This window comes from Pseudomonas sp. BCA17 (assembly GCF_004519405.1).
In the GTDB taxonomy this organism is placed as follows: Bacteria; Pseudomonadota; Gammaproteobacteria; order Pseudomonadales; family Pseudomonadaceae; genus Aquipseudomonas.
The window spans coordinates 43,311-67,271 of the sequence record NZ_SGWI01000005.1; the positions used below are offsets into that span (position 1 = coordinate 43,311).

25 protein-coding genes are annotated in these 23,961 nt (G+C 60.0%); 11 read left to right on the forward strand and 14 right to left on the reverse strand.

What is annotated here, in order from left to right; genetic code table 11:
* Positions 1-48: 48 nt before the first annotated feature.
* On the reverse strand, positions 49-5,745 hold the full coding sequence (locus tag EXW71_RS18730; protein WP_134660240.1) for a membrane-targeted effector domain-containing toxin: 5,697 nt from the start codon (positions 5,743-5,745) through the stop codon (positions 49-51).
* 187 nt (positions 5,746-5,932) lie between these two features.
* Between EXW71_RS18730 and EXW71_RS18735 the strand changes: the two genes are divergently transcribed.
* The gene (locus EXW71_RS18735) at positions 5,933-6,550 is read left to right on the forward strand and encodes an FKBP-type peptidyl-prolyl cis-trans isomerase (protein WP_003194089.1); all 618 of its coding nucleotides are present in this window, start codon (positions 5,933-5,935) and stop codon (positions 6,548-6,550) included.
* A gap of 60 nt (positions 6,551-6,610) precedes the next feature.
* Here EXW71_RS18735 and EXW71_RS18740 read toward each other — a convergent pair whose 3' ends face one another.
* The 3 genes from EXW71_RS18740 to EXW71_RS18750 form a co-directional block, all read right to left on the reverse strand.
* Positions 6,611-6,868 carry a hypothetical protein gene (locus tag EXW71_RS18740; RefSeq protein WP_003194088.1) on the reverse strand — a complete coding sequence of 86 codons (258 nt, stop codon included), beginning with the start codon at positions 6,866-6,868 and terminating at the stop codon, positions 6,611-6,613.
* A gap of 159 nt (positions 6,869-7,027) precedes the next feature.
* On the reverse strand, positions 7,028-7,369 hold the full coding sequence (locus tag EXW71_RS18745) for a zinc ribbon domain-containing protein YjdM (RefSeq protein WP_134660239.1): 342 nt from the start codon (positions 7,367-7,369) through the stop codon (positions 7,028-7,030).
* 195 nt (positions 7,370-7,564) lie between these two features.
* Positions 7,565-8,533 carry a polyprenyl synthetase family protein gene (locus tag EXW71_RS18750; RefSeq protein WP_123715929.1) on the reverse strand — a complete coding sequence of 323 codons (969 nt, stop codon included), beginning with the start codon at positions 8,531-8,533 and terminating at the stop codon, positions 7,565-7,567.
* A gap of 399 nt (positions 8,534-8,932) precedes the next feature.
* On the opposite strand from EXW71_RS18750, the gene rplU reads away from it, so the two are divergent.
* The 7 genes from rplU (at position 8,933) to EXW71_RS18785 (ending at position 14,550) form a co-directional block, all read left to right on the forward strand.
* The gene (rplU, locus tag EXW71_RS18755; protein ID WP_007950961.1) at positions 8,933-9,247 is read left to right on the forward strand and encodes a 50S ribosomal protein L21; all 315 of its coding nucleotides are present in this window, start codon (positions 8,933-8,935) and stop codon (positions 9,245-9,247) included.
* Positions 9,248-9,281: 34 nt separating this feature from the next.
* Positions 9,282-9,539: a 50S ribosomal protein L27 gene (gene rpmA, locus EXW71_RS18760; RefSeq protein WP_003176049.1), complete on the forward strand. Its 258-nt coding sequence runs from the start codon at positions 9,282-9,284 to the stop codon at positions 9,537-9,539.
* Positions 9,540-9,731: 192 nt separating this feature from the next.
* Complete coding sequence (gene cgtA, locus EXW71_RS18765) at positions 9,732-10,955, forward strand: Obg family GTPase CgtA (protein WP_123715930.1); 1,224 nt, start codon at positions 9,732-9,734, stop codon at positions 10,953-10,955.
* 109 nt (positions 10,956-11,064) lie between these two features.
* Complete coding sequence (proB, locus tag EXW71_RS18770) at positions 11,065-12,183, forward strand: glutamate 5-kinase (protein ID WP_134660238.1); 1,119 nt, start codon at positions 11,065-11,067, stop codon at positions 12,181-12,183.
* Between the two features lie 21 nt (positions 12,184-12,204).
* The gene (locus EXW71_RS18775; RefSeq protein ID WP_123715931.1) at positions 12,205-12,669 is read left to right on the forward strand and encodes a CreA family protein; all 465 of its coding nucleotides are present in this window, start codon (positions 12,205-12,207) and stop codon (positions 12,667-12,669) included.
* Between the two features lie 101 nt (positions 12,670-12,770).
* A complete protein-coding gene (locus tag EXW71_RS18780) occupies positions 12,771-13,253 on the forward strand; it encodes a glutathione peroxidase (RefSeq protein WP_134660237.1) in 483 nt (160 codons plus the stop codon).
* A 193-nt stretch (positions 13,254-13,446) separates the two neighbouring features.
* Entirely contained in the window at positions 13,447-14,550 is a 1,104-nt protein-coding gene (locus tag EXW71_RS18785) for an NADH:flavin oxidoreductase (RefSeq protein ID WP_123715933.1), read from the forward strand.
* Between the two features lie 154 nt (positions 14,551-14,704).
* Here EXW71_RS18785 and EXW71_RS18790 read toward each other — a convergent pair whose 3' ends face one another.
* The gene (locus EXW71_RS18790) at positions 14,705-15,904 is read right to left on the reverse strand and encodes a glycosyltransferase family 1 protein (protein WP_134660236.1); all 1,200 of its coding nucleotides are present in this window, start codon (positions 15,902-15,904) and stop codon (positions 14,705-14,707) included.
* 54 nt (positions 15,905-15,958) lie between these two features.
* The gene (gene cysZ, locus EXW71_RS18795; RefSeq protein WP_123715935.1) at positions 15,959-16,723 is read right to left on the reverse strand and encodes a sulfate transporter CysZ; all 765 of its coding nucleotides are present in this window, start codon (positions 16,721-16,723) and stop codon (positions 15,959-15,961) included.
* Between the two features lie 281 nt (positions 16,724-17,004).
* On the opposite strand from cysZ, the gene trxB reads away from it, so the two are divergent.
* Positions 17,005-17,967 (forward strand): thioredoxin-disulfide reductase, encoded by a 963-nt coding sequence (trxB, locus tag EXW71_RS18800; RefSeq protein WP_003176041.1) that lies wholly within the window; start codon positions 17,005-17,007, stop codon positions 17,965-17,967.
* A gap of 65 nt (positions 17,968-18,032) precedes the next feature.
* On the opposite strand, the gene EXW71_RS18805 is transcribed toward trxB, so the two are convergent.
* The 6 genes from EXW71_RS18805 to EXW71_RS18830 form a co-directional block, all read right to left on the reverse strand.
* Positions 18,033-18,374: a HopJ type III effector protein gene (locus EXW71_RS18805; protein ID WP_123715936.1), complete on the reverse strand. Its 342-nt coding sequence runs from the start codon at positions 18,372-18,374 to the stop codon at positions 18,033-18,035.
* A complete protein-coding gene (locus tag EXW71_RS18810; RefSeq protein ID WP_123715937.1) occupies positions 18,367-18,663 on the reverse strand; it encodes a DUF1244 domain-containing protein in 297 nt (98 codons plus the stop codon). The genes EXW71_RS18805 and EXW71_RS18810 overlap by 8 nt, the downstream gene beginning before the upstream one ends.
* Positions 18,664-18,738: 75 nt before the next feature.
* Positions 18,739-19,110, reverse strand: coding sequence for a dihydroneopterin triphosphate 2'-epimerase (gene folX / locus EXW71_RS18815; RefSeq protein WP_003194073.1), 372 nt, complete (start codon positions 19,108-19,110; stop codon positions 18,739-18,741).
* Between the two features lie 2 nt (positions 19,111-19,112).
* Entirely contained in the window at positions 19,113-19,673 is a 561-nt protein-coding gene (gene folE, locus EXW71_RS18820) for a GTP cyclohydrolase I FolE (protein WP_123715938.1), read from the reverse strand.
* A gap of 20 nt (positions 19,674-19,693) precedes the next feature.
* Positions 19,694-20,404 (reverse strand): dihydromonapterin reductase, encoded by a 711-nt coding sequence (folM, locus tag EXW71_RS18825; protein ID WP_134660235.1) that lies wholly within the window; start codon positions 20,402-20,404, stop codon positions 19,694-19,696.
* Positions 20,405-20,461: 57 nt separating this feature from the next.
* A complete protein-coding gene (locus tag EXW71_RS18830; RefSeq protein WP_134660234.1) occupies positions 20,462-21,019 on the reverse strand; it encodes an antibiotic biosynthesis monooxygenase in 558 nt (185 codons plus the stop codon).
* Positions 21,020-21,232: 213 nt separating this feature from the next.
* Between EXW71_RS18830 and EXW71_RS18835 the strand changes: the two genes are divergently transcribed.
* Positions 21,233-22,192: a MerR family transcriptional regulator gene (locus tag EXW71_RS18835; protein WP_134660233.1), complete on the forward strand. Its 960-nt coding sequence runs from the start codon at positions 21,233-21,235 to the stop codon at positions 22,190-22,192.
* A 2-nt stretch (positions 22,193-22,194) separates the two neighbouring features.
* On the opposite strand, the gene EXW71_RS18840 is transcribed toward EXW71_RS18835, so the two are convergent.
* Together EXW71_RS18840 and EXW71_RS18845 are read right to left on the reverse strand one after the other, a co-directional pair.
* Positions 22,195-22,800, reverse strand: coding sequence for a hypothetical protein (locus EXW71_RS18840; protein WP_134660232.1), 606 nt, complete (start codon positions 22,798-22,800; stop codon positions 22,195-22,197).
* Between the two features lie 58 nt (positions 22,801-22,858).
* Positions 22,859-23,326: a PAS domain S-box protein gene (locus EXW71_RS18845; protein WP_123715943.1), complete on the reverse strand. Its 468-nt coding sequence runs from the start codon at positions 23,324-23,326 to the stop codon at positions 22,859-22,861.
* A gap of 128 nt (positions 23,327-23,454) precedes the next feature.
* Here EXW71_RS18845 and EXW71_RS18850 point away from each other — a divergent pair, with 128 nt between their 5' ends.
* Complete coding sequence (locus EXW71_RS18850; protein WP_134660231.1) at positions 23,455-23,910, forward strand: flavodoxin; 456 nt, start codon at positions 23,455-23,457, stop codon at positions 23,908-23,910.
* Positions 23,911-23,961 lie beyond the last annotated feature (51 nt).

The following is a 23,961-nucleotide window of genomic DNA, read 5'->3' on the forward strand; positions in this document are numbered from 1 at the left end:
ATCCAAAAGGCGGGCCCTGACCGTCAGGCGGGCAGGGCCCCGGGGGCATCAAGGCGCCGGTATCAGATGGATCTCGTATTTGAGCGCTTCGATCAGCTGGCTTTGATAGACAAAGCGTTTGTCGCGAATCCGCTCCCATCGGTCAATGAAGAACTGGCCGTTGTCATCGATCTGAATCGGCGTGACCACGATTTCGCCACTGTTGGAGTGGTGCACCAGGTTGGTCTCATCGGCTGTCGGCCGTTCGATGATGAAGTGGCCTTTGATGCGCAGCCGTTCTCGGCTCGGCGGCGCGGGAGGTCGTACGGATTGCCGGCCGGCGATACCGACCTCCAGGGTGAAGTCGCTGTGCAAGGCCAATGAGCTGGACTCGTCCACGACCCAGCCGCCCTGTCGCAAGGTGCGTGCAGTGCCGGCGGCGGCATCGCGCACATGCAGGCTCACGGCATCCTGCAACTGGGCAATACCGGGTACCAACAGGTTCATATCGGTGTGCCCGCTCCCCATGAACGCCACCCACTTATGGGGCCCGAATGCCGCCTGGTCGGCCTTGATCACTTCGTTGGCAAAATAACTGAACAGCGTGTTGCGCGGGCTTGCGCCCCTGGCCCCTTTGGTGTGGTAGCTGGCGAGGCAATCCAGAGCGCGCACGCGCAAACCGTATTTGTTGGCGGCCTTGATTACGTTGGTATAAGTGTTCGGCCCGGTATACATCAGCATATGGCCTTGATCCTGGGCATTCAGGTAGGCCTGCAAGCCGCTGGGCATTTTCAACGTGTCGTGCAGGATATCCAGTTCATGCTGATGCAGATCGGTGAGCAGGTGCTCGACGTAGAGCGTTTTTACCCCCTGTTTCTTCAACAGCTTCATGTGCTTGATCAGGAACTCTTTGCTCGACTGCGCGGCATGCGCCTCACCGAGGACGAGCCCGAGTTTTTGTTGAAAGAGGCGCTTGATCAGGTCCTCTTCGTGCGTGAGGTCGGCAAGGTAATCCAGCGCACCGCGTCGTGGCGCCGTGTAACCGGCAAAAAAGGCTTCGGCGCGTTCGGTCAAACGCTGGCGGATACGGATGAACTCAGCGAACGTGGCCTGGCGGGGGTCGCCTTGAGCCAATGCGTATCGTGTATCCAGGCCGCGATGAGACGCCGCCAATTGCCCTGCCTGTTTCTTCATGGCAGGGGGCATATCGAACTCGCTGAAGTGCACCGTGCCGGTCGCAGCAGCAGGGGCCTGCGCGATGCCCGGTTGGTTGCGCAGGTGAAGGTTCGTCGACTGCGACACTGTGAAATGCCCCCTGGACTGCTCCGCAGGCTGAGTATCGATCCAGACGCCTGTGGGCTCGCCAGGCGCGACGTCTTTGATGCGCAGTGCCAAGGTGTTTTGCAGGTCGGCCAGGCCGGTCGTCAGTGCGTGGCTGCCGATGCGATCCTGCTCTGCCAGGGCGATCCAGCCTTCGTCGGGGTGCTTCCTGACGTTGCGCGCAATCGCCTGGTGCGAATAGAAATTGCGCAGCCGGCTTGAGCGGGGGATAAACCGTTCACCGTCGCCAAGGGCCAATACATGCTCCATGTGGTAGGAACTCGACGCGTCCAGCCCGTCGATGAGCACGTTGTGCTTGTGCGCCTCAAGCACCAATTTGCGGAAGCTGAAAGGTGCATCGGCAGCGAAGCCGAGGGAGTGATCGACCCGGGCGAGATGCTCGGTGACGCGTTCAAGTGCCACCGCGACATTGCCTTCGACTTCGCGGTTGAGGACCTTCAGCTTGCTGCGAAACACGTCAACCGGCAGGTTCTCGATGTACAGCCGCTTGAGCCCCTGCTCGGCCAGGGACTGCATGTTTTCGATCAGCAATTGTTTGCTGGCGATGGACGCGTTAGGGGCTCCGATCAGCAACTGTTTGCCCGGCGAGAACAGGCGCTTGAACAGCTCGGCGTGCGGAGTATCTGCGGCCAACTGGGGCACTTGTGGCTTGATGGGGTGTACGGGGGGGTTAAGGAAAAAAGCCTCGGCATCTTGGGTCAGTTGCTCGATCTGGCCAACGTAGGCATTGCGCAGCGGCAGCAACTGGTTGTAGGCGTGGTGCTGCGTGGCGCCGATGAAGTCATCACTCCAGTTCTGGGTAATCCGGGTTTTGAAACCTTCATCGAGCACGGCCCGGAAATATTTACCTTCTGCGGGCGAAATCTCGTATTTCGCCAAGGCGTCGTCGTCGACCTCCTCGGGCAGCCGCTCATACTTCTTGCGTCCGCCACCGGCCACGCCGGAGCGCACCCAGCGGCCCTCATTATCCTGATTGACCAAACGTGCGGTCGAGCGCATCTGTCCGGAAGCCGGGTCCTGGCGATAGAGCAGGTGGCGGCCCAGGGCATCCGGGGTGGGCTTGACCCAAAAGGGCTGTCCATCGAACAGCACGGGTTGCATGCCTGGCGCAGTGGCCGGTTCGAGTTGTTTGAGCCGTGTGCTGTCAGCCGCCTGTTTGCCGGTTTTGAATGTCGGACGCAGTGTGTTGACCGGGCCTTTTAAAGCGGGTCGAAAATCGAACAGCAGCGCACCGCCGAGGTTGGCCAGGTACCCGATGTAATGCTGCAACGCGCCGTCGCGGTCACCCTGGTGCCACGCGTTGAACGCGAGCATCGCGTCCTTGAACGCGAGCAACCCGCCCAGGGTCAGGCTGAGAGCCGGAAAGGGAATGGTCGCGATGGCGGTGACCCATTCGACACAGGTCCAGACAATGCCCATGATCATCTGCGTACGGTTCACAGTGGTGGCGTGGACGTCGTCGATCCGGCGCTGCAGTACCATGTTGTAGAACTCGTGTCGCAGGTCGATCAAGGGCGTGACGCGTTCGATGCTGTCGTAATGGGGGCGGCTCGGGCTGGTGCGGTTGATGTCGGCGGGCAGGCCGTCCTTGGCGGTTTCGAGCAAGCTCCGGACACGTGCCTGGGACTGCTGCGCGGTGCGGGTACAGAAATATTCCACGGCACCATCGAGGGTCTTGAGCACGTAGTTGAACAGTTTCGCCTCGCGAAAACCGATGCCATCCGGTGCATTCGGGGTGTACAGCAGCACCGGATTATCCGCGTGGCTGAACAGGTAAACGCCCATTGCCCAACTGCCGTCGATAAACAGGCGATGGACTTTGTAAGTGTTGCGCTGGGTCGCCGCGCTCTGGTCCAGGCTGGTGATGGCCTGGGTCAACCAGGTCAGATCGACACTGGCGATATGCCCCTCGAGACGCGATTGCAGGGCGGCACCCTGCATTTGCAACTGGGTGATCTTCAGCGTGGCATTGCGTCGGGCGGCATAGCCCGGGCTGTCGGCGGCCTGCAATCGCTGGCGCACCAAGTCGGTGTAGCGCTTGCCGATCCACACGCCTCTTACAGCGGCGGCGACGTTCTGCGGGGTCAGTGCGCTCAGGTCGATGCCGGACGGACCGAGAAATGTCGCCGAGCTGGAAAAGTCTTCATTGATAAACCCCACGTTTTCCGCATACCCGTCGCGATACAGCTCGGTGTAGGACACGGGTTTGGGCCCATGCCCCAGCAGCGGTTTGGGGGGGTAGGCGAAAACCAGGTCCGGGTCGACCTGGTTGTGCGTCCGGCCCAGCAGCGTGTTGAGGCTGAGGCTGGCCTGCTCATGCGAATAGGCGGAAAAGCTGGGGAAGTTAGCCTCCGCATCCGGCCTGGCGTTATAGGTGCGCAAGGCGCCTTCGGCATCTTCGGCGAGGCTTGTCAGGCGGGTACGCTCAGCTTGAGAGGCGGAGCGCAGCCAGAGCGGGCTGCTGTATTCGTAGTCGTCGATCAATTGCGCCATCAGGTGTTTGACCATGGCATCCAGGCAGGCGTCGTGCGTGCTCGGCGTCCCGAAGGTGACTTCCTCATGCTCCATGGCATCGGGTCGCAAGCCCAGGTTACTGGCCACGATGCGCATGGTCGGGCGAAAGCGCTGCGGCACTTGCTCCAGCAGGTACTCGGCCATGGTTTCCCCCGTGTGCCGGGCAGTGTCAGCCGTCCAGGCGAGAATGTGCGTCTGGCATTCGCGCAGGCTGTTGAAGCCGATAAACATCTGCTGCCTTGGCGAGTCGGGTGTGCACAGCAGCAGGCGTTTGATTTGCCCGTTGGCGTCGTTCTCGCGCAGCAGCCACAGGTCCTTGAGTTGCGCGCCATGCAGCAGCACGGTCTGCGCGCGCAGCGTCGAGCCGGGCGTACCGCGCAATTGTTCGAACAGTTGATAGTCGGCTGTGTTCAGGTGGCCCTGCAGGTTGGCGGTGTAGGCCAACAGGGCCAGGCGTCGATCAAGCATGGCTTTGGTCGCCTGGCGGATTTCGGGCGTCGCCATGGCTTTTTTCTGCCGGTCGGCAAAGTCCAGGCGTGGGTCCAGCGGTTCCAACAAGTCGAGCAGGGTGTGTGGTGTGAGGTGCGCATGGCTGCCTTGCAACGCCGCGCCGGCGTAGCTCAGGGTGGTGTGCTTGAGAAAGGCCGAACCGGGTAGCCGGTCTTCGCTGTGCAAACCTGCGAGGGCGATATCCACCAGGCTGCGCTCTTGCAGATAGTGGCCCACCTCCGCCACTTCGCGGCGGGTGGTGACGAGCAACTGCTGCGGGTCGAGGTCGTGGATCTCCAACTGATCGGCCAATTGTTCGAGCAACTGGTAATGGGCCAGGGCGCCTGGGGTTATCCAAGGGCCGAACAGCTCCAGGCATGTCTGCCGGGCCTGGTTGTAGTGGACGATGCAGTCCGCCAGGTGTTTTTGCTTCGCGTCACCGGCGTTGCGGTACCAGTCGGGCAAACTTTTATGCAGGGCTCGCTCAAGCAGGCGCTGGCGTCGTACTGCCAGGCGCGGGGACAGGTCGGGCAGGGCGGCGCGGACTGCCGCGTCCAGCTCCTGGATCAATTGTGCGCTGTTCTGTTGTGGGTTGTTGGCCAGGCTCAGCGCGAGGTCGACGTCCAGACGACGTTTATCGAGCAGCGCCTGGTAGCAGTGTTCGAACACCAGCGTGTCGTCGATCGGCCGCAGTTCCAGCGGCCAGATGCCGGTGACGTCGAGGTGTTGATAGCGCACGGGCAGGTGCTGGGTGATTTCACCACGCTCGGCCACGTTCTCTTTCAGGCTCTGGTCGAGTTCGCGCAGTGAGTCGAACCCGTAGAGACCCGCCGACGGTGTAAAGAGCAGCACCGGGCCGACGGTTGCCTCGGTGGTCAGGCTATCGCCCAGCGGGCTCGGCTGGCGCGTCAACACAAATGCGCCGGCGAACTCGACGCTCTGATCCTGGTAGGTGAACGTCAACGCATAAATCCCTGGGCGCATCGACGGCACGCGTGAGCAGTCCTCAAGCATGCGTTGGTCGACGGGGTTCAGCAGATGATCCTTGATATTGAGGCTGGCCTCCCGCTCCAGCGCCGTGCTGCCGGCGGCGTAGCGCATAAAAGTCTGGCGACCCTGGCCGGTGATGGCGCTGGTTTCATCGAGGTCTTGCAGCTGCCCATTCAGTGTGGCTCGCAAACGGGCCAACAGCGCCTTGCCTTCGATGTGGGTGAGATCGGCCTGGGCCAGCTCCTGGTAGAGGGCGCGCGCTTTGCTGAGGAACGTGTCGTTGGCCTGTTTGAGCGTGGCATTCAATTTTTCCAGGTCCGTCAGTTCCTGGGGCGGTGGGGCAGGCTGGTTGACCTGGCTGCGCAGGCTCGGATCAATCTCGAGCAACTGCGCGTGCAGTTGCTCGACGTGGGATACAGAGGGTGTGCTCATGACACCGTCTCCAATGCGATGGAAGGGACCCTCAGCATGGGACGCCGGCTTGGAGCGCCGGCGGTAGATAGGTACGTGCGCAGGGCTCATCACAGACCGCGCATGTGTGCTAGTCTGCTGGCCCTTTTAGTTCTGGGCGGCGCGGAAAACGGCGTTTTCCTGTGCGGCCCAACAGCGGAGCCTCTTCATGTCCGAAGTTAATCTGTCCACCGACGAAACCCGCGTCAGCTACGGTATCGGCCGTCAGTTGGGCGACCAACTGCGCGACAACCCACCACCGGGCGTGAGCCTGGACGCGATCCTGGCCGGCCTGACCGACGCCTTCGCGGGTAAGCCAAGCCGTGTTGACCAAGAGCAAATGGCTGCAAGCTTCAAAGTCATCCGCGAGATCATGCAAGCCGAGGCCGCTGCCAAAGCTGAAGCCGCCGCGGGTGCCGGCCTGGCGTTCCTGGCTGAAAACGCCAAGCGTGATGGCATCACCACCCTCGCTTCCGGCCTGCAATTTGAAGTACTGACCGCCGGTACAGGCGCCAAGCCGACCCGTGAAGATCAAGTACGTACCCACTACCACGGCACCCTGATCGACGGCACTGTGTTCGACAGTTCCTACGAGCGCGGTCAGCCCGCTGAATTCCCGGTGGGTGGCGTGATCGCCGGCTGGACCGAGGCTCTGCAACTGATGAATGCCGGCAGCAAATGGCGCCTGTACGTGCCGAGCGAACTGGCTTACGGCGCTCAAGGCGTTGGCAGCATTCCACCGCACAGCGTTCTGGTGTTCGACGTCGAGTTGCTCGACGTTCTGTAAGACCTGCCGATTACCTGTGGGAACGAGCCTGCTCGCTCCCACAGTGTTTTGCGGGGTTGTTCATGGGTGGAACTTGCCATTGAGCTCCGTCGCCGGGCGCAACGCTCGGGCATAGCAGAACAAAAACAGGTTTCTCACCACCTCTTTCAGCACGCCGGGCTCACTTGAACTCAAGCCGTTGACGTCCAGGTCGCCCTGATCCTGCAGTTCATTCAGTGCTTCTTCTTCCAGTACCGCGCAAACCTCACCGGTTTCCCGATGCAGAATCCGCAGGTAGGGGTGTGGGCGGTCCAGCCATGCATCGATCAAATAAGTCATGTTCATTCTCCTTGATGGGTTTCAATGAGAATAATTCTTATTCGTGGAATAGCAAGTGCCTATTGGCGGTTTTCTGGGTTTTCTGGGTGACTGTTGCGTTCAGTCAACGGAGAGGGCGAAACGCCATCCCGCGGCGGGCGCGGGATGGAGGCAGCAGGTTCAGACCTTGCGGACGAACTCGGACTTGAGTTTCATCGGGCCGATGCCGTCGATCTTGCAGTCGATATCGTGGTCGCCATCGCACAGGCGGATGTTCTTGACCTTGGTGCCGACCTTGACGACCAGGGACGTGCCCTTGACCTTGAGGTCCTTGATCACGGTGATGGTATCTCCGTCTTGCAGGACGTTGCCCACAGAGTCCTTTTTCACGGTTTCGTCGCTGGCTGCGTCGGCCTCGCCATCAGCGAACCATTCATGGGCGCATTCCGGGCAGATCAGCTGGGCGCCGTCTTCGTAGGTGTATTCGGAATTGCATTTTGGGCAGGGTGGCAACGTGCTCACTAAAGCTCCTTGAAAGTCAGGATGGCTAAAAGTCGCACATTATATAGGGATTTTGGCTCTTGCAGGTTGTATGAAATCCAGACGTGAGAAGGGCTTGCCCCCGATGACGGTGTGCCAGCCAGCAGATTCCGTGACTGATACTCCGCTATCGGGGGCAAGCCCCCGTTCACATTGGTCTGTGTCTGCAGGTATGACTTAGTGCGTACGCGCGACCGCGAATTCACTCAGTTCGACCAGGGCATCCCGGTATTCGCTGGCTGGCAGCGCTTCCAGGCACTGGATGGCGCGGGCCACGAAATCACGCGCCAGTTGCGCGGTGTAATCCAGGGAACCGGAGGCTTCAACCGCTGCACGGATGGCTTCCAGGTCTTCGATCCCACCTTTCTGGATCGCCTTGCGCACCAGGGCCGCCTGTTCCGGCGTACCTTCACGCATGGTGTAGATCAGCGGCAAGGTGGGTTTACCTTCGGCCAGGTCGTCACCGACGTTCTTGCCCAGGGTTTCGGCGTCACCACGGTAGTCGAGCAGGTCATCCACCAGTTGGAACGCCACGCCCAGGTGGTCGCCGAAGGTACGCAGAGCTTCGGCTTGTTCGGCGGTCGCGCCACACAGGGCGGCTGCGCTATGGGTCGAGGCTTCGAAGAGCATCGCGGTTTTGCCGCGAATCACTTCCATGTAGGTTTCTTCGGTGGTGCTGGCGTCGCGGACCTTGGACAGTTGCAACACTTCGCCTTCGGCGATGATGCGGGTGGCCTGTGAAAGAATCTTCATCACTGGCATTGAGCCCAGCTCGACCATCATTTCGAACGAACGTGAATAAAGGAAATCGCCTACCAGTACGCTGGGGGCGTTGCCCCACATTGCATTGGCGGTCTCGCGACCACGACGCATGCCGGACATGTCGACTACGTCGTCGTGCAGCAGGGTGGCGGTGTGCAGGAATTCGATGGTGGCGGCCAGCAGGCGCAGGTCATCGCCTTGGCGGCCGAGGGCCTTGCCGCACAGCAACACTAATAAAGGACGCAGGCGTTTACCGCCCGCCGACGTAATGTAGTCGCCAATTTTGGAGACCAGCGGCACTTTAGACGTCAGCTGCTGCTTGATGATGCCGTCGACGGCGCTAAAATCGTCCGCGACCGCGCGGTAGAAAGCTTGGGGTTGCATCAGCGACAGTCGCTCCAGAAGGGTTGCGCGGCATGCTAGGACCCAGGCCCCCGGGTGTCAAGGCGCGCCCGGTCACCGTGAAAGCTGCTGCAGGCTGGGAACCTTCCGCTCTACGCGGGCAATCCTGGGTCAGAAACAGGCTCGGAATGTTCATTTACAGCCGGTAAACTGCGCTGACTTGCCTGGTTTTCCCTTGTCTTTCCTTGGTTCGCTACGCTTTCAAGGCGACTGGCGGCCACTTGCAAGGCATCGAAGCCTTGCGTACAATCGCGCACCCTGAACTTCCTGGGCAGCACCTGCCTTACGCAATTGCATTCGGGACGTCCATCCCATGCAGCCATGCCAGCCAATACCTTTTCTTATAAAGCGCTGGGTGAGCAGGATTATCGGAGAAATACCATGTCGTACGCAGTAATTGTTACTGGTGGCAAGCAATACAAGGTCGCCCCAGGTGAATACCTGAAGATCGAAAAACTGGAAGTCGCCACTGGCGAATCCGTGACTTTTGATCGCGTTCTGTTGGTCGCCAATGGCGATGACGTGAACATCGGCGCTCCAGTTGTTGCTGGCGCTACCGTTGTGGCTGAAGTGATCTCCCAAGGTCGTCACGATAAAGTCCGCATCATCAAGTTCCGTCGTCGTAAGCACCACATGAAGCGTATGGGCCACCGCCAGTGGTACACCGAGATCAAAATCACCGGTATTCAGGCTTAATTTCAGCCTAATTCCTCACTAGGAGAATTGACTCATGGCACACAAAAAAGCTGGTGGTAGTACCCGTAACGGTCGCGACTCAGAAGCCAAACGCCTTGGCGTGAAGATGTATGGCGGCCAGAAAATCATTCCGGGCAACATCATCGTGCGTCAGCGCGGCACCCAATTCCACGCCGGTTACGGTGTAGGCATGGGTAAAGATCACACCCTTTTCGCGAAAATCGAAGGCGTGATCAAGTTTGAAGTAAAAGGCGCTTTCAACCGCCGTTACGTGAGCGTTGTCGCAGCTTAATTGCGAGATCGCTGGAAAAGCCCTGTCTTGCGACGGGGCTTTTTCGTTTGTGGAGTGAGTCTCTTGCAAAGCTGTTTGTAATGGGCTCAAGCGCTGGAATTGCGGTCGTTATTGAGGTCGCTGCGCTCATTTTTGCAAGAGTCTTATGTCTTGGTTTCTTAAGCTCGTCCATGCGACGAGAGGCGTTTTGTTATGAAGTTCGTTGATGAAGTTTCCATCCGAGTAAAAGCAGGCGATGGCGGTAACGGTTGCATGAGTTTCCGCCGCGAAAAATTCATCGAAAACGGTGGCCCCAACGGCGGTGATGGCGGTGACGGCGGTTCCATCTACATGATGGCCGACGAAAACCTCAATACCCTGGTCGACTACCGTTACACCCGGCACTTCGATGCCGAGCGTGGCTCCAACGGCGGCAGCACCGACTGCACCGGTAAAAAAGGCGAAGACCTGATACTGCGCGTACCGGTCGGCACCACGATCATCGACTCCGCTACCCAGGAAGTGATTGGTGACCTGACCAAGGCCGGGCAGAAACTGATGGTTGTGCAGGGCGGCTGGCACGGTCTGGGTAACACCCGATTCAAGTCCAGTACCAACCGTGCGCCGCGCCAGACCACGCCTGGCAAGCCGGGTGAGCAACGTGACCTGAAGCTGGAAATGAAAGTACTCGCCGACGTGGGCCTGCTGGGCTTGCCGAACGCAGGCAAAAGTACGTTCATCCGCTCGGTCTCGGCTGCCAAGCCGAAAGTCGCCGACTACCCGTTCACCACGTTGGTGCCGAACCTGGGTGTGGTCAGCGTCGATCGCTGGAAAAGCTTCGTGATCGCCGACATTCCCGGCCTGATCGAAGGGGCTTCCGATGGCGCAGGCCTGGGCATCCGCTTCCTCAAGCACTTGGCACGTACCCGTTTGCTGCTGCATCTCGTCGACATGGCGCCGCTGGATGACACCAGTGCAGCGGACGCTGCCGAAGTGATCGTCAGTGAGTTGACCAAGTTCAGTCCATCCCTGGCTGAGCGTGATCGCTGGCTGGTGCTGAACAAGTGCGACCAGATCCTCGAAGAAGAACACGAGGAGCGCGTCAAAGAGATCGTCGAGCGCCTGGAGTGGGAAGGTCCGGTCTACGTGATCTCGGCCATTGCCAAAGAAGGCACCGAGCGTCTGACCCGCGACATCATGCGCTACCTGGAGGACCGCGCCGACCGCCTGGCGGCCGATCCGGTGTTCAAGGCCGAACTGGCCGAACTCGACCAGCGTATCGAAGACGAAGCCCGTGCCCAGTTGCAGGCTCTGGATGACCAGCGTGCCCTGCGCCGCAGCGGCGTGAAGTCGGTCCATGACATCGGCGACGATGATTGGGACGAAGAAGACGTGGATGATGAAGATGGCCCGGAAATCATTTACGTGCGCGACTGATCTGTTGCTATAAACTTGAACGCCGCTCCCTGGAGCGGCGTTTTGGTATCCGGGTATAACGTTATGGGCCGCGCTGGGTCGCGCAGCCCTCAATCTAAGGTTGAAGATGATGCGGAGCAAAGTGACAGGTGCGCAGCGCTGGGTCGTAAAGATCGGAAGTGCGCTGCTGACGGCGGATGGCAAGGGGCTGGATCGTGCAGCCATGAGCGTCTGGGTCGAGCAGATGGTGGCCTTGCATGAGGCCGGTGTGGAGCTGGTGCTGGTATCGTCCGGGGCCGTTGCCGCCGGGATGAGCCGCCTCGGCTGGACCGCGCGACCCAGCGCGATGCATGAACTGCAAGCCGCCGCCGCCATCGGCCAGATGGGCCTGGTGCAGGCTTGGGAGTCCAGCTTTGCCGAGCACGGTCGCCACACGGCGCAGATCTTGCTGACCCACGACGACCTGTCCGACCGCAAGCGCTACCTCAACGCCCGCAGCACTCTGCGCGCGCTGGTGGAGCTCAAGGTCATCCCGGTAATCAACGAAAACGACACGGTGGTCACCGACGAAATCCGCTTCGGCGACAACGACACCCTGGCTGCCCTCGTGGCCAACCTGGTGGAAGCCGACCTGCTGGTGATCCTCACCGACCGCGACGGCATGTTTGACGCCGACCCGCGCAACAACCCTGATGCCAAACTGATCTATGAAGCCCGCGCCGATGACCCGGCCCTGGACGCCGTGGCCGGCAGTGTCGGTGGTGCCCTGGGCCGTGGTGGCATGCAGACCAAGCTACGTGCCGCACGCCTGGCTGCGCGTTCCGGTGCGCACACCATCATCGTCGGCGGGCGCCTGGAGCGTGTGCTGGATCGCCTCAAGGCCGGTGAGCGTATCGGTACGCTGCTGTCGCCGGAACGCGGCATGCTGGCCGCACGTAAACAATGGCTGGCCGGTCATCTGCAAACCCGTGGCACCCTGGTGCTGGACGATGGCGCTGTGTCGGCGTTGTCCCAAGGCAACAAGAGCCTGCTGCCGGTTGGCGTCAAATTGGTGCAGGGCAGTTTCCGCCGTGGCGAGATGGTCGTGTGCGTGGCGCCGGACGGCCGCGAGATCGCCCGTGGCCTGGCCAACTACAGCGCTCTGGAAGCGCAGAAAATCATCGGGCAGCCGTCCGACGCGATTGTCGGATTATTGGGCTACATGGCCGAACCGGAACTGGTTCACCGCGATAACCTGATCCTGGTCTAAGTCTAACCAAAGGAATACACGATGCGTGTCATGAAGGGATTGCTCGGCCTGTTGCTGGCCCTGCCGCTGTTGGCTTCGGCCGAAGAAATCGGCCAGGTGTCGACGGTGTTCAAGTTCGTCGGCCCCAACGACCGAATCGTCGTCGAGGCGTTTGATGACCCCAAGGTTGATGGCGTGACCTGCTATCTGTCTCGCGCCAAGACGGGGGGTGTCAAAGGTGGCCTGGGCCTGGCCGAAGACCGCGCCGAAGCGTCGATAGCCTGCCGCCAGGTTGGGCCGATCCGCTTCAAGGGCGAGCTCAAGGACGGCGACGAAGTGTTCAAGGAGCGCACCTCGCTGGTGTTCAAGACCATGCAAGTGGTGCGCTTCCTGGATAAGAAGCGCAATACCTTGGTTTACCTGGTCTACAGCGACCGTTTGATCGAAGGCAGCCCGCAGAATGCGGTGACGGCGATTCCGATTTTGCCCTGGCCTACCGCTCAGTAACTCGCAGGCGAGTTTTGCAATCGACGTCTATGATTGCAGGCTTGCGGGTTGTAATCTCGAAGCGCCGCAATGCGAAGAACATGGGATATCTGGAGTTCGTCATGAGTGCTTTCCACGACCTGAAACTCAAAGCTTTAGACGGGCATGAGCTGCCGCTGGCGCCTTTCAAGGGGCAAGTGGTACTGGTGGTCAACGTGGCCTCCAAATGTGGCCTGACCCCGCAATACGCGGCGTTGGAGAAACTCTACCAGCAGTACAAGGACCAGGGGTTTACCGTGCTTGGCCTGCCGTGCAACCAGTTTGCAGGCCAGGAACCGGGCACCGAAGAAGAAATTCGCGAGTTCTGCAGCCTCAACTACGGCGTGACATTTCCGTTGGGCAGCAAGCTTGACGTCAATGGGCATGATCGCCACCAGCTCTACCGCTTGCTGGCGGGCGAGGGTGCGGAGTTTCCCGGGGACATCACCTGGAACTTCGAAAAATTCCTGCTGGGCAAGGATGGACGGGTCCTGGTGCGATTCTCTCCACGTACCGCGCCGGACGATCCCACCGTCATCCAAGCCATCGAGAAAGCGCTGAGCTAAACACCGCTCGGTGTTGCTCGATTGGCAAGCCTCAAGCTGCAAGCTGCAAGCACCTCGCTCCCCTTGCAGCTTCAAACTTGCAGCTTGCAGCTGCCCCCCATACCCCTTAATCACCCAGATCAATAGTGCTACCCAGCACTGCGCGCCCCTCATATTATCCACGTCATAAACCCCTCTCCCGTGGAGTGCTCCCATGCCTGTCCAAGCCTTGTTCAAACCGTTCCAGCTCGGTGCACTGCAATTGTCGACCCGTGTGGTCATGGCACCCATGACCCGTTCGTTTTCCCCGGGTGGCGTGCCCAATTCCAAAGTCATCGAGTACTACCGCCGCCGCGCTGCTGCCGGCGTGGGGCTGATCATTACCGAAGGCACTGTGGTTGGGCATCAAGCGTCCAACGGTTACCCGAATGTCCCGCATTTCTACGGTGAAGCCGCGCTGGCCGGTTGGAAGAAAGTGGTTGAAGCCGTACACGCTGAAGGTGGCAAGATCGTTCCGCAGCTGTGGCATGTAGGCAGTGTGCGTCGCATCGGTACCGAGCCTGACGCTAGCGTGCCGGCTTATGGTCCGATGGAAAAACTCAAGGATGGCAGCGTCGTCGTCCACGGCATGACCACCCAAGACATCAAGGACGTGATCAACGCCTTCGCCCAGGCCGCCAAGGATGCCCAGGCCATTGGCATGGACGGCGTAGAGATCCACGGCGCCCACGGCTACCTTGTGGACCAGTTTTTCTGGGAAGGCAGCAACCAGCGCACCGACGAATACGGCGGTAGCCTGGCCAACCGTTCGCGCTTTGCCATTGAGTTGATCCAGGCGACCCGCGCCGCCGTTGGCCCGGACTTTCCGATCATCTTCCGTTTTTCGCAATGGAAGCAGCAGGACTACACTGCGCGCCTGGTGCAGACCCCTGAAGCGCTGGGTGAGTTTCTGAAGCCTCTTTCCGACGCCGGTGTGGATATTTTCCATTGCTCCACCCGTCGTTTCTGGGAGCCGGAATTTGAAGGCTCCGACCTCAACCTGGCCGGCTGGACTCGCAAGCTCACCGGCAAGCCGACCATCACCGTCGGCAGTGTCGGCCTGGATGGCGAGTTCCTGCAGTTCATGGTCAACACCGACAAAGTTGCACAGCCAGCGAGCCTGGAAAAACTGCTGGAGCGTCTGAACAACGACGAGTTCGACCTGGTGGCTGTAGGACGCGCACTGCTGGTGGACCCGGATTGGGCGGTCAAAGTACGCGAAGGGCGCGAGGGCGATATCCTGCCGTTCAGTCGTGAGGCATTGACGACGTTGGTTTGAGTAACAGTTGAAGCGTTTGCCGAGGAAGGCTGGGTAAGAAGATACCCAGCCTTTGGGCTATTCAGAATAGGGCGATGGACCCCCATCCGGGACGTCCGAATTTGGATTCATGGCCTGTTTTTTGGGGTTGAGCCTGCAGGATATGCGAACTGACTCACGGCACCCGCAGATCCTTCAGTGCAGGTGTGGCGGGTTTGGATGGATCAAAACCCTGCGCGCACACCCCCCGTAATTGGTTCTCGAACTGCTCGATAATGGCGGGCCAGCCTTGGCGACTGGCATGCTGGCGGGCATTCAGGCGTACCGTTCGCAGCGTCTCGCGCTCTTCAAGCAGCCAGTTGGCCGCATCGCAAAATGCTTCTTCATCCCCTGGCATCGCGGTCACACCGTTGTAACCGTGGCGGATGTGCTGGGTCGCCGCCGCCTGATCGTACGCCACCACCCCCAACCCTGACGCCATGGCTTCCAGCACTACGTTGCCGAAGGTTTCGGTCAGGCTGGGAAACAGGAACACATCGCCCGACGCGTAATGCCGCGCCAATTCCTCACCCCGCAGGGTGCCGCAGAAAATCGCCTCGGGCAGTGCCTTTTCCATCGTTGCCCGTTGTGGGCCATCTCCGACGATGATCAGCTTCATCTGGCGCAGTGGATAAGTGTCCTGCAGGGTTTCGAAGCAGCGTTTGATCAGCCCCAGGTTTTTTTCCTGCGCCAGGCGGCCTACATGCAGCACGGCGATTTGCTCACTGTTCAAGGCCCAGCTTTCACGCAGCGCGTTATCGCGTTTGGCCGGATGGAACAATTGGCTGTCGACCCCGCGCGACAGCATGCCCAGGCGCTCGAAATGCCGGCGCTCCAGCTCCAGGCGTTGGCTGGCGCTCGGCACCAGGGTCAAGGTCGAGCGGTTATGAAACCAACGCAGATAATGAGTAACCATGCGGCTCAATAGGCTTAAGCCATATTGGTTCGAATACTGCTGGAAGTTGGTGTGGAAGCCACTGACCACACTGATGCCCAGGCGACGGGCCGCACGCAGGGCCGATAAACCCAGCGGCCCTTCCGTGGCGATATACAGCACGTCCGGGCGTTGACGGGTCCAGCGCCGCAGCAATTTGTGCATCGACGATTGGCCCCATTGCAGGCCCGGGTAACCCGGCAGAGGCCAGCCGCGGCACAGCAGTAATTGTTCATCGTTGGGGCGACTCTGGTCAGTGCCCTGGCGGGGGCGTACCAGTTCGACTTGATGGCCACGCGCGCGTAAACCCTCGCACAGGCGGCCGAGGGTATTGGCCACCCCGTTGATTTCCGGCGGGAAGGTTTCGGTAATTAAAGTGATATGAAGCGAGGCTGTCGTCATGACCCACAGTGTCACCGTGGGCCATGTCGTCATTGTGTCATTGGGATGATGGATTTATGACGTGGTCATATTTTGCCGGGTCATCGCCTCGGCACCTTGCTCGCGCACCCAGAACAACGTGGCACCGGCCACGGCCGCCGGCATCATCAGCAGGTTAACTACCGGCACCAGCAACACCAGGTAAACGATCCCGCCAAAACTCATGCTCTGCCAGCGCTTCTGGCGCAGCCAGGCGAGCATTTCGTTCCAGCCCAGCTTGTGGTTGTCGGCCGGGTAGTCGATGTATTGGATCGCCATCATCCACACACCGAACAGCAGCCAGAGCGGCGCCGCGATCAGGTTGACCACCGGGATGAACGACAGGATAAACAGGCCGATGGCCCGTGGTAGGAAGTAGCCCAGTTTGCGCATTTCACGGGCCAAGGTGCGCGGCACCATCGCGACCAGTTCACTCCAACTGAATGGCGGGAAGTCATCGGTGCCGCGCACCACCACTTCAACCTTTTCCGCGAGAAAACCGTTGAACGGCGCCGCGATGATATTGGCGAGCATGGTGAAGGTGAAAAACACCATCAACACCACCAGCACCACAAAGAGGGGCCATAAGATGTAGCTGAGGAAGCTCAACCAACTGGGCAGCGTCGGCATCAGGCTGTCGACCCACAGGCTGAACTGATGGCCGGCGAAATAGATCAAGCCGACGAACAGCACCAGGTTGATCGCCAGCGGAAGCAGCACAAACAAGCGCAGGCCGGGGCTCAACACCAGTTTGAGGCCCTCACGCAGGTATTGCGGGCCGGAAAGAGCAGGGGCGGGCATGGAGAACTCCGAGCAGTGGGACAAACGCGCCGACCTTACCGGCTTTGCAGGTTGGGTGAAAGCGGCGACATCAGCAGTAACAAACGTCTCGATTAATCGAGTCGACTGCATAGAGACCACCTATGAGCTGGATTGTTATTCCGTATTTCCTTAATCTTGCCCCCCTCGATACGCTGCACCCATTATTTTCAGGGCCTGCGAGTTCAAGCCTTCCCCAAGTGCTTCGCGGTCCTTTTTTATTCCAGCCGCCTTGTTGTCCGGGTGGTCGATAGGAGTGAGTCATGTCTGATACCCGTCATTCGCGAGTGATTATTCTCGGTTCCGGCCCTGCCGGTTACAGCGCTGCCGTCTACGCTGCCCGGGCCAACCTCAAGCCGCTGCTGATCACCGGCATGCAGGCGGGCGGTCAGTTGACCACCACCACTGAAGTCGACAACTGGCCGGGCGACGTCCACGGCCTGACCGGCCCGGTGCTGATGGAGCGCATGAAAGAGCACGCCGAGCGTTTTGAAACCGAAATCGTGTTTGATCACATCAACAAGGTCGACTTCTCCAAGAAGCCTTACAGCCTGACCGGCGACAGTGGTGTGTACACCTGTGACGCGTTGATCATCGCCACCGGCGCCAGCGCCCGTTACCTGGGCCTGCCGTCGGAAGAAGCGTTCATGGGCAAAGGCGTTTCCGCCTGCGCGACGTGCGACGGTTTCTTCTACCGCAACAAACCGGTCGCCGTCGTCGGTGGCGGTAACACGGCCGTTGAGGAAGCGCTGTATCTGGCCAATATCGCCAGCACCGTGACGCTGGTTCACCGCCGCGAAACCTTCCGCGCCGAGAAAATCCTGATCGACAAGCTGCATGCCCGTGTGGCTGAAGGCAAGATCATCCTCAAGCTCAACGCCACCCTGGACGAAGTCCTGGGCGACAACATGGGCGTGACCGGTGCGCGCTTGAAGAACAACGACGGCAGCTTCGACGAGCTGAAAGTCGACGGCGTGTTCATCGCCATCGGCCACACTCCGAACACTTCGTTGTTCGAAGGCGTGCTCGAAGCCAAAGATGGTTACCTGGTGGTGCAGGGCGGCCGTGAAGGCAACGCCACTGCGACCAACATTGAAGGTATCTTCGCTGCCGGTGATGTGGCCGACCACGTGTACCGCCAGGCTATCACCTCGGCCGGCGCCGGCTGCATGGCGGCACTGGACGCCGAGCGTTACCTCGACGGCTTGCAGAACGCTTCGTTCTAACCAACGCTGCAAAACCAATGTGGGAGGGGCGCACCGCCCCTCCCACATTTTACTTTATGCCTGACTCAGGAGCGGCGAGTCAGGGGCTGTGCGCTGAACTTCACACCGGCCAAGCCATTGGCGATCAACGCACGGATATTACCGTGGTCGCTGCCCTCAGGCGTCGCCAACACCGAACGGTAATGCTCACCAAACGCCAGCAATGCCTCCTGGTCGCTCAGGCCTTCCAGCAATGCCAGGCCCAAGGTCTTGCACGACCCTTCGTTCTGCCCCGCGGCGTTTTCCACGCTGCCGTTGGTGAACGCTTGCGGCTGGTAGTCATAACCGGCGGCGACAAATGCGAGGGTGTCGGCAAAGACATGTTCGCCGCTGTTGAGGCTGGCACGCAGGGTGTTCAAATCAGTCATGGGTTTTTCCTTTGGCGAACGCCGCCTGTTGGTCGGCGCTGGCTTCTTTCTGGTATTGGGCTTTCCACTCGGCGTACGGCATGCCGTACACCACTTCACGTGCGTCATCGAGGCTCAGCTCGATCTGGCGCTCGTCAGCCTCGGCCTTGTACCACTTGGACAGGCAGTTACGGCAGAAGCCGGCGAGGTTCATCAGGTCGATGTTCTGCACATCCTTGCGGCTGTCCAGATGTGCCACCAAACGGCGAAAGGCAGCGGCTTCGAGTTCGAGACGTTGTTGATCGGTCATGGGGGATCTCTTTGAGACAGCTTCAAGCTTCAAGCTGTAAGTTGTAATGGGTTGGCCTTTGCTTGTCGCTTGTCGCTAACGGCTTGCAGCTAACGTTATCGACACCGATTCGGCAAAGCGCAGCGCATGAGGCTTGTCCACTTCGACTTCGGCATACAGCACCGATTCGTTACTCATCACCAGGTCCAGCAGTTCCTGAGTCAGGCGCTCCAGCAAGGCGAAGCGATTGCCTTCGACGTGGGCAATGATGGCCTTGGTGATGGTGCGGTAGTTCAGCGCGTGGTCGATGTCGTTGTCGCGCACCGCTTCCTGGGCGGCATACAGGATCGTCAGGTTGATCAGCACATCCTGCTTATTGAGGATTTCGTCCTCGTTGATGCCGATAAACGTGCGCAGGCACAGGTCCTTGACCCGGATGCGCGCCATGCCTGGTTGAAGTTGTGGCATTGCTACTTGCTCCGTCCAATCAGTTGCAGGAACTCCATGCGGGTGGTGTTCGACTCGCGGAACGCGCCGAGCATCACCGAGGTGTTCATGGTTGAGTTCTGTTTCTCCACGCCGCGCATCATCATGCACATGTGCCTGGCTTCGATAACCACCGCCACGCCGGCGGCCTGGGTGACCTGCTGGATCGCGTCGGCGATTTGCCGCGTGAGGTTTTCCTGGATCTGCAGGCGCCGCGCATACATGTCGACAATGCGCGCCAGCTTCGACAGGCCGAGCACCTTGCCGGTCGGAATATAGGCCACATGGGCCTTGCCGATAAAGGGCAGCAAGTGGTGCTCGCAGAGTGAATACAGCTCGATGTCCTTGAGGATCACCATCTCGTCATTATCGGACGCAAACAGTGCGCCATTGACGATCTCGTCCAGGTTCTGTTCGTAGCCGTGACACAAGTATTGCATGGCCTTGGCGGCTCGCTTGGGCGTGTCGAGCAAACCTTCGCGCTGCGGGTCTTCGCCCAGGCCCTTGAGGATCTCGCGGTAGTGGTGGGGCAGGGATAAGGTCATACGACATCCTCACAAACGGCTTACTTGATATGCCGCCCGCCGTTGACGGTCAGGGTGGTACCGGTGACATACGGGTTGTCCAGCAGGTAACGCACGCTCTGGTAGATCACCTGCGGCCCGGGTTCGATGCCCAGAGCGGACTTGGCCAGGACCTTGGCGCGGTAGGCCGCGTCGTCGTTCTCGTTGAACATCACCATCGCCGGGGCGATGCCGTTGACCTTGATCAGCGGCGCGAACTGCGCGGCAAACGACAGCGTGAGGCTGTCGAGCCCGGCCTTGGTGGCGCAGTATGCGATGTGCTGGCGGCTGCCCTTGCGCACCACATCATCACTGATATGCACGATATCGGCAGGTGTCGAGCGCTGCAGCAAAGCAGAACAATGCAGGTTGATCAGGTAGGGCGCAAGCATGTGCACGCTGAACATGTCATGGAACGCGCGGGTTTCGTCGCCCGGCGTTTCCGCGACCCACGCCGAGGCGTTGTGGATGATTGCACGCAGGCTGTCGGTGTGAGTTTTCAATTGTGCGATAAACGCGAGAATCCCGACTTCGCTGGAAAAGTCGGCAAACAGGCCGATGGCGCCACGCTTGCGCAAAGTGTCGACGCCTTGGCGTTCGCTGCGGTAGCTGAAGATCACCGCATGACCGTCATCCAGCAACCGCTCGGCGCAGTGCAGGCCGACGCGCTGGCCGGCACCGGTGATCAGGATCGGGGCGTTGGTTGCAGTCATTGGGGGGCTCAAATCGCTGGCAGGCTGGAACTATACCAGCGACCGGCCCCCCTGTACTCACGCGGGGGCTTCGGTGACCTTGCGCGGCGGCGTGGGATGTAGCCAATTCGCCAGCAGGTGGGTCGACAGCGGGATAAAGAAGTACACCATCAACGGCGTGAGTGCCGCTGTGCTGACCAGCACACGGGGGAGCAGGGCCAGCTCGCTGAGCAGTGGCCCAAGGCCGAAGTTGAACAGCAGTGACACCGGGAAAAATGCCAGCCAGATCGCCACCGCCTGTTTCCAGCGGGGAGGGCGTGCGCCCACGGCGCCGAACCAGCCATCGATGCCGCGTACCCGGTGCTCGGATGGGTTGGCGAACAACTCGCTGCCACGGCTCAGCCAGGCGCTGCGCGAAGCCGAGAACTCCCAGGCATGCAGGGTTTTTTCGTCGGCGAAGCGGAATATGATCTGAAATTCGTCATCGTTGGGGGGCGGCGCCAGTACACCGGAACCCAGGTAGCCGGGGAAGTCGGTGGCCAATTGCTCGCCTTCGCGCAGCCAAGCCATCAACTCTTCGTAGCGTCCTTTGGCCACGCGACGCGCAACCATCAAGGTAACGGGGGAGGTAGACATTGTGTATCTCCAAATAGACGGGTGCGCGGAACCGGGTAGGTGGCGCACGAACGAAGCTGCGGGGGTATTGCAGCTACGTGGAAAAAACAGGCAAGGATTATTCCTGTTTTAGAAAAATACGCCAGTGACATTGGTCTAAAGCGCGCAGACCTTGAAAAAGACAGATCTAAAGGCGTTAAATGAGCGCCCGGTTACCGTTGGTTTTGGCTCAAAATGCCCGTGATTACTGCTCCGTTAGATAGTACTTCGCATCAAGATGCGGCTGATTCCGATCAGCTGTTTCCGATTCGTGAAGTCTCGAGACTGACAGGCGTCAACCCGGTTACGTTGCGCGCATGGGAACGCCGTTATGGTCTGATTCAGCCCACACGCACCGAAAGCGGGCATCGTCTCTACTCCAAGTCCGATATTGAAACCGTCCATCGCATTCTCGATTGGGTAGGACGGGGCGTGGCGGTGAGCAAGGTCGGCAAGATCCTCGCCCGCGACGATCAGCAGGCAGCAGTCGTGCGTTCCGAGCAGGAAGCGGTCGAAGACGCTGAATGGCCGCAATGGCAGGCACGCCTGAGGCAAGCCGTCAGCGGTTTCGATGATCGGATGCTGGAGCGGCTGTATGGGCAGATTGCGGGCACGTACCCCCTCAGTGTGGCGTTTCAGAACGTTCTGATGCCGCTCTGGGAGGAGCTGTCGCGCCATCGAAGCCAATTCGGCCAGGCCAGCGAGTGGCTGTTCTACGATGCCTTCCTCTGCGCACAGGTCGCGCAGCGCCTGCACCTGGCATGTGCTTCCCCGGCGCCGCGTGTGGTGATGGCCGCAATTCCCGGCGAATGTCGTGAATTGGAGTTACTGGTCGCGGCATTGCTGATCAGTCGTGACGATTTGGCCGTCAAGGTGCTGGGGATGGGCCAGCCTTTTGATGAGTTGACACTGGTCTGTGAAAAGACCCAGCCCTGCGCGCTGGTGGTCTTCTCCAACCACTCACCCAATCATGACCTGCACAGGCGTTTGAACCGCTTGGCGTTGACGCTGGATTGCCCGCTGTTTCTTGCCGGTGCGGCCTCGGAACTGGCCGAAGACGACCTCGCAGGCTCCTCCATCGGATGCCTGGGCAATGAGGGGCGCCTGATGCAGCGCCGTTTGCGGCAGTTTCTCAACGGGCAGCTGGATACCTGAACTCAGGCATGTACGTGAGGGTGGACCAGTCGATGCTGATGCAGGATGAACTGGCGCAAGCGCTCGATTTCATCCGCGTTACTCTGGTTCAGGCGGTAGGCGAACAAGCCCCGGGCGGTTTCTCGCTCCAGCGTGCCACGCAAGGCAATGCGTTCGTAACCTGAAGGGCTGAACCACAGGGAAAAGGTTTTCGGCGGTTTGGCCCGGCCACGAAACTCCACCAGCACGCCCTTGAATGACACCTCATGCACCCAGAGCGCACCCGGGTTGCCGCGCACATTTTCCAGCGGCACTGGTGCTTCCAGGGCCAGGCGCCAAGGGCGAACCATCGGCCCGTCTTCGAAAATGCTCGGCACACCGAGGCGCAGATGCACCGCGTGAAACTCGTCTTCAACCAATTGCAGGGGAAAGGTGAGCTGTTGGTTGTCGAACTGCGCCTGGATGGTGACGTGGTCGTGAGCGGCCAGCCGTGTGAGCAAATCGCGGATCTGTGCACCACCATTGACAGTCAGGCTCGACCCGGCATCCCGCAGGTTGAGCTGCGGGTTATGTTGCATGTCTTGGATGAAGTCCAGTTCGTCCTGCGTCAATAGAGCGTCGCGGTGCATTGATGTAGCTCAATGAGGGAGCATTAAAAGGCCATTATCGCTCTAAAGACTGCATTTTTTACAGTTTGTTAAATCCGCTTGTCGTCTTGAGTGCCGCCAGTTCGCCTTTAAGCTCGGCCACCTGCGCTTCCAGCTGCGCCACACGCTGCTGGGCTTTGACTTGGGTAGTGACGTCTTTTTGTACGCCGACGAAATACGTCTGCCCGTCGGCCTCGTTGTACACCGTCGAAAGCGACAGCTCGTTCCAGAAATGGCTGCCGTCCTTGCGGTAGTTACGCAGGATTTCCCGACAGGCACCGCCGTTGTCGAGGGTTTCGCGAATGGCCATCAGGGCGGGTTGGTCGCGGTCACCCGACTGCAGGAAGCGGCAATCCTGATACAGGATATCGTCCAGCGCGTAGCCGGTCAGGCGCTCAAACGCCGGGTTGACGTAGATCAGCGGTTTATCCTTGCCTTCGCGTTCGGCGACGACGATACCGTCGTTGGAAGCATTGACGACCATTTGCATCAGCTTGGCGTTAATCATCGAGCGGTCCAGGGCTTGTTTTGGAACTTGGAGTTTATGGCAAGTCTTGAATGTTAGACGGGGTAAGCTGAAAAATTTGTGTCAGCTGCTAATATCCCACGCTTTCGCTCAACTACAGGATCAGATTGATGAAAGTCGCCATCCTTTCCGGCTCGGTTTACGGCACGGCTGAAGAAGTCGCCCGCCACGCCGTCGGCATCCTCAACGCGGCCGGTTTTGAAGCCTGGCATAACCCTCGCGCCACCCTGGCCGACGTGCAGGCATTTGCCCCCGAAGCGTTTCTGGCGGTGACCTCCACCACTGGCATGGGTGAGCTGCCCGACAACCTGCAACCTCTGTATTCGAGCATTCGCGACCAACTGCCCGCCGCCTGGCGCGGCCTGCCCGGAGCCGTGATCGGCCTGGGCGACGCCAGTTATGGCGACACGTTCTGCGGCGGTGGCGAGCAAATGCGTGAGCTGTTCGCTGAGCTGGGCGTACGCGAGGTCCTGCCGATGCTGCGCCTGGACGCCAGCGAAAGCGTGACCCCCGAAGCCGACGCCGAACCGTGGCTGGCCGAGTTGGTCACTGCACTGCGCGGTTGACCGCGAACGCCTGCACAACGCCAGCCAGGTCGATGACGCCCGCCGCGCCTT

Coding starts and splice junctions, on each gene's coding strand:
- EXW71_RS18730 (WP_134660240.1), bottom strand. CDS start 5,745: ATGAGCACACCCTCTGTATCCCACGTCGAGCAACTGCACGCGCAGTTG.
- EXW71_RS18735 (WP_003194089.1), top strand. CDS start 5,933: ATGTCCGAAGTTAATCTGTCCACCGACGAAACCCGCGTCAGCTACGGT.
- EXW71_RS18740 (WP_003194088.1), bottom strand. CDS start 6,868: ATGACTTATTTGATCGATGCATGGCTGGACCGCCCACACCCCTACCTG.
- EXW71_RS18750 (WP_123715929.1), bottom strand. CDS start 8,533: ATGCAACCCCAAGCTTTCTACCGCGCGGTCGCGGACGATTTTAGCGCC.
- rplU (WP_007950961.1), top strand. CDS start 8,933: ATGTCGTACGCAGTAATTGTTACTGGTGGCAAGCAATACAAGGTCGCC.
- rpmA (WP_003176049.1), top strand. CDS start 9,282: ATGGCACACAAAAAAGCTGGTGGTAGTACCCGTAACGGTCGCGACTCA.
- cgtA (WP_123715930.1), top strand. CDS start 9,732: ATGAAGTTCGTTGATGAAGTTTCCATCCGAGTAAAAGCAGGCGATGGC.
- proB (WP_134660238.1), top strand. CDS start 11,065: ATGCGGAGCAAAGTGACAGGTGCGCAGCGCTGGGTCGTAAAGATCGGA.
- EXW71_RS18775 (WP_123715931.1), top strand. CDS start 12,205: ATGCGTGTCATGAAGGGATTGCTCGGCCTGTTGCTGGCCCTGCCGCTG.
- EXW71_RS18780 (WP_134660237.1), top strand. CDS start 12,771: ATGAGTGCTTTCCACGACCTGAAACTCAAAGCTTTAGACGGGCATGAG.
- EXW71_RS18785 (WP_123715933.1), top strand. CDS start 13,447: ATGCCTGTCCAAGCCTTGTTCAAACCGTTCCAGCTCGGTGCACTGCAA.
- EXW71_RS18790 (WP_134660236.1), bottom strand. CDS start 15,904: ATGACGACAGCCTCGCTTCATATCACTTTAATTACCGAAACCTTCCCG.
- cysZ (WP_123715935.1), bottom strand. CDS start 16,723: ATGCCCGCCCCTGCTCTTTCCGGCCCGCAATACCTGCGTGAGGGCCTC.
- trxB (WP_003176041.1), top strand. CDS start 17,005: ATGTCTGATACCCGTCATTCGCGAGTGATTATTCTCGGTTCCGGCCCT.
- EXW71_RS18805 (WP_123715936.1), bottom strand. CDS start 18,374: ATGACTGATTTGAACACCCTGCGTGCCAGCCTCAACAGCGGCGAACAT.
- EXW71_RS18810 (WP_123715937.1), bottom strand. CDS start 18,663: ATGACCGATCAACAACGTCTCGAACTCGAAGCCGCTGCCTTTCGCCGT.
- folX (WP_003194073.1), bottom strand. CDS start 19,110: ATGCCACAACTTCAACCAGGCATGGCGCGCATCCGGGTCAAGGACCTG.
- folE (WP_123715938.1), bottom strand. CDS start 19,673: ATGACCTTATCCCTGCCCCACCACTACCGCGAGATCCTCAAGGGCCTG.
- folM (WP_134660235.1), bottom strand. CDS start 20,404: ATGACTGCAACCAACGCCCCGATCCTGATCACCGGTGCCGGCCAGCGC.
- EXW71_RS18830 (WP_134660234.1), bottom strand. CDS start 21,019: ATGTCTACCTCCCCCGTTACCTTGATGGTTGCGCGTCGCGTGGCCAAA.
- EXW71_RS18835 (WP_134660233.1), top strand. CDS start 21,233: ATGCCCGTGATTACTGCTCCGTTAGATAGTACTTCGCATCAAGATGCG.
- EXW71_RS18840 (WP_134660232.1), bottom strand. CDS start 22,800: ATGCACCGCGACGCTCTATTGACGCAGGACGAACTGGACTTCATCCAA.
- EXW71_RS18845 (WP_123715943.1), bottom strand. CDS start 23,326: ATGATTAACGCCAAGCTGATGCAAATGGTCGTCAATGCTTCCAACGAC.
- EXW71_RS18850 (WP_134660231.1), top strand. CDS start 23,455: ATGAAAGTCGCCATCCTTTCCGGCTCGGTTTACGGCACGGCTGAAGAA.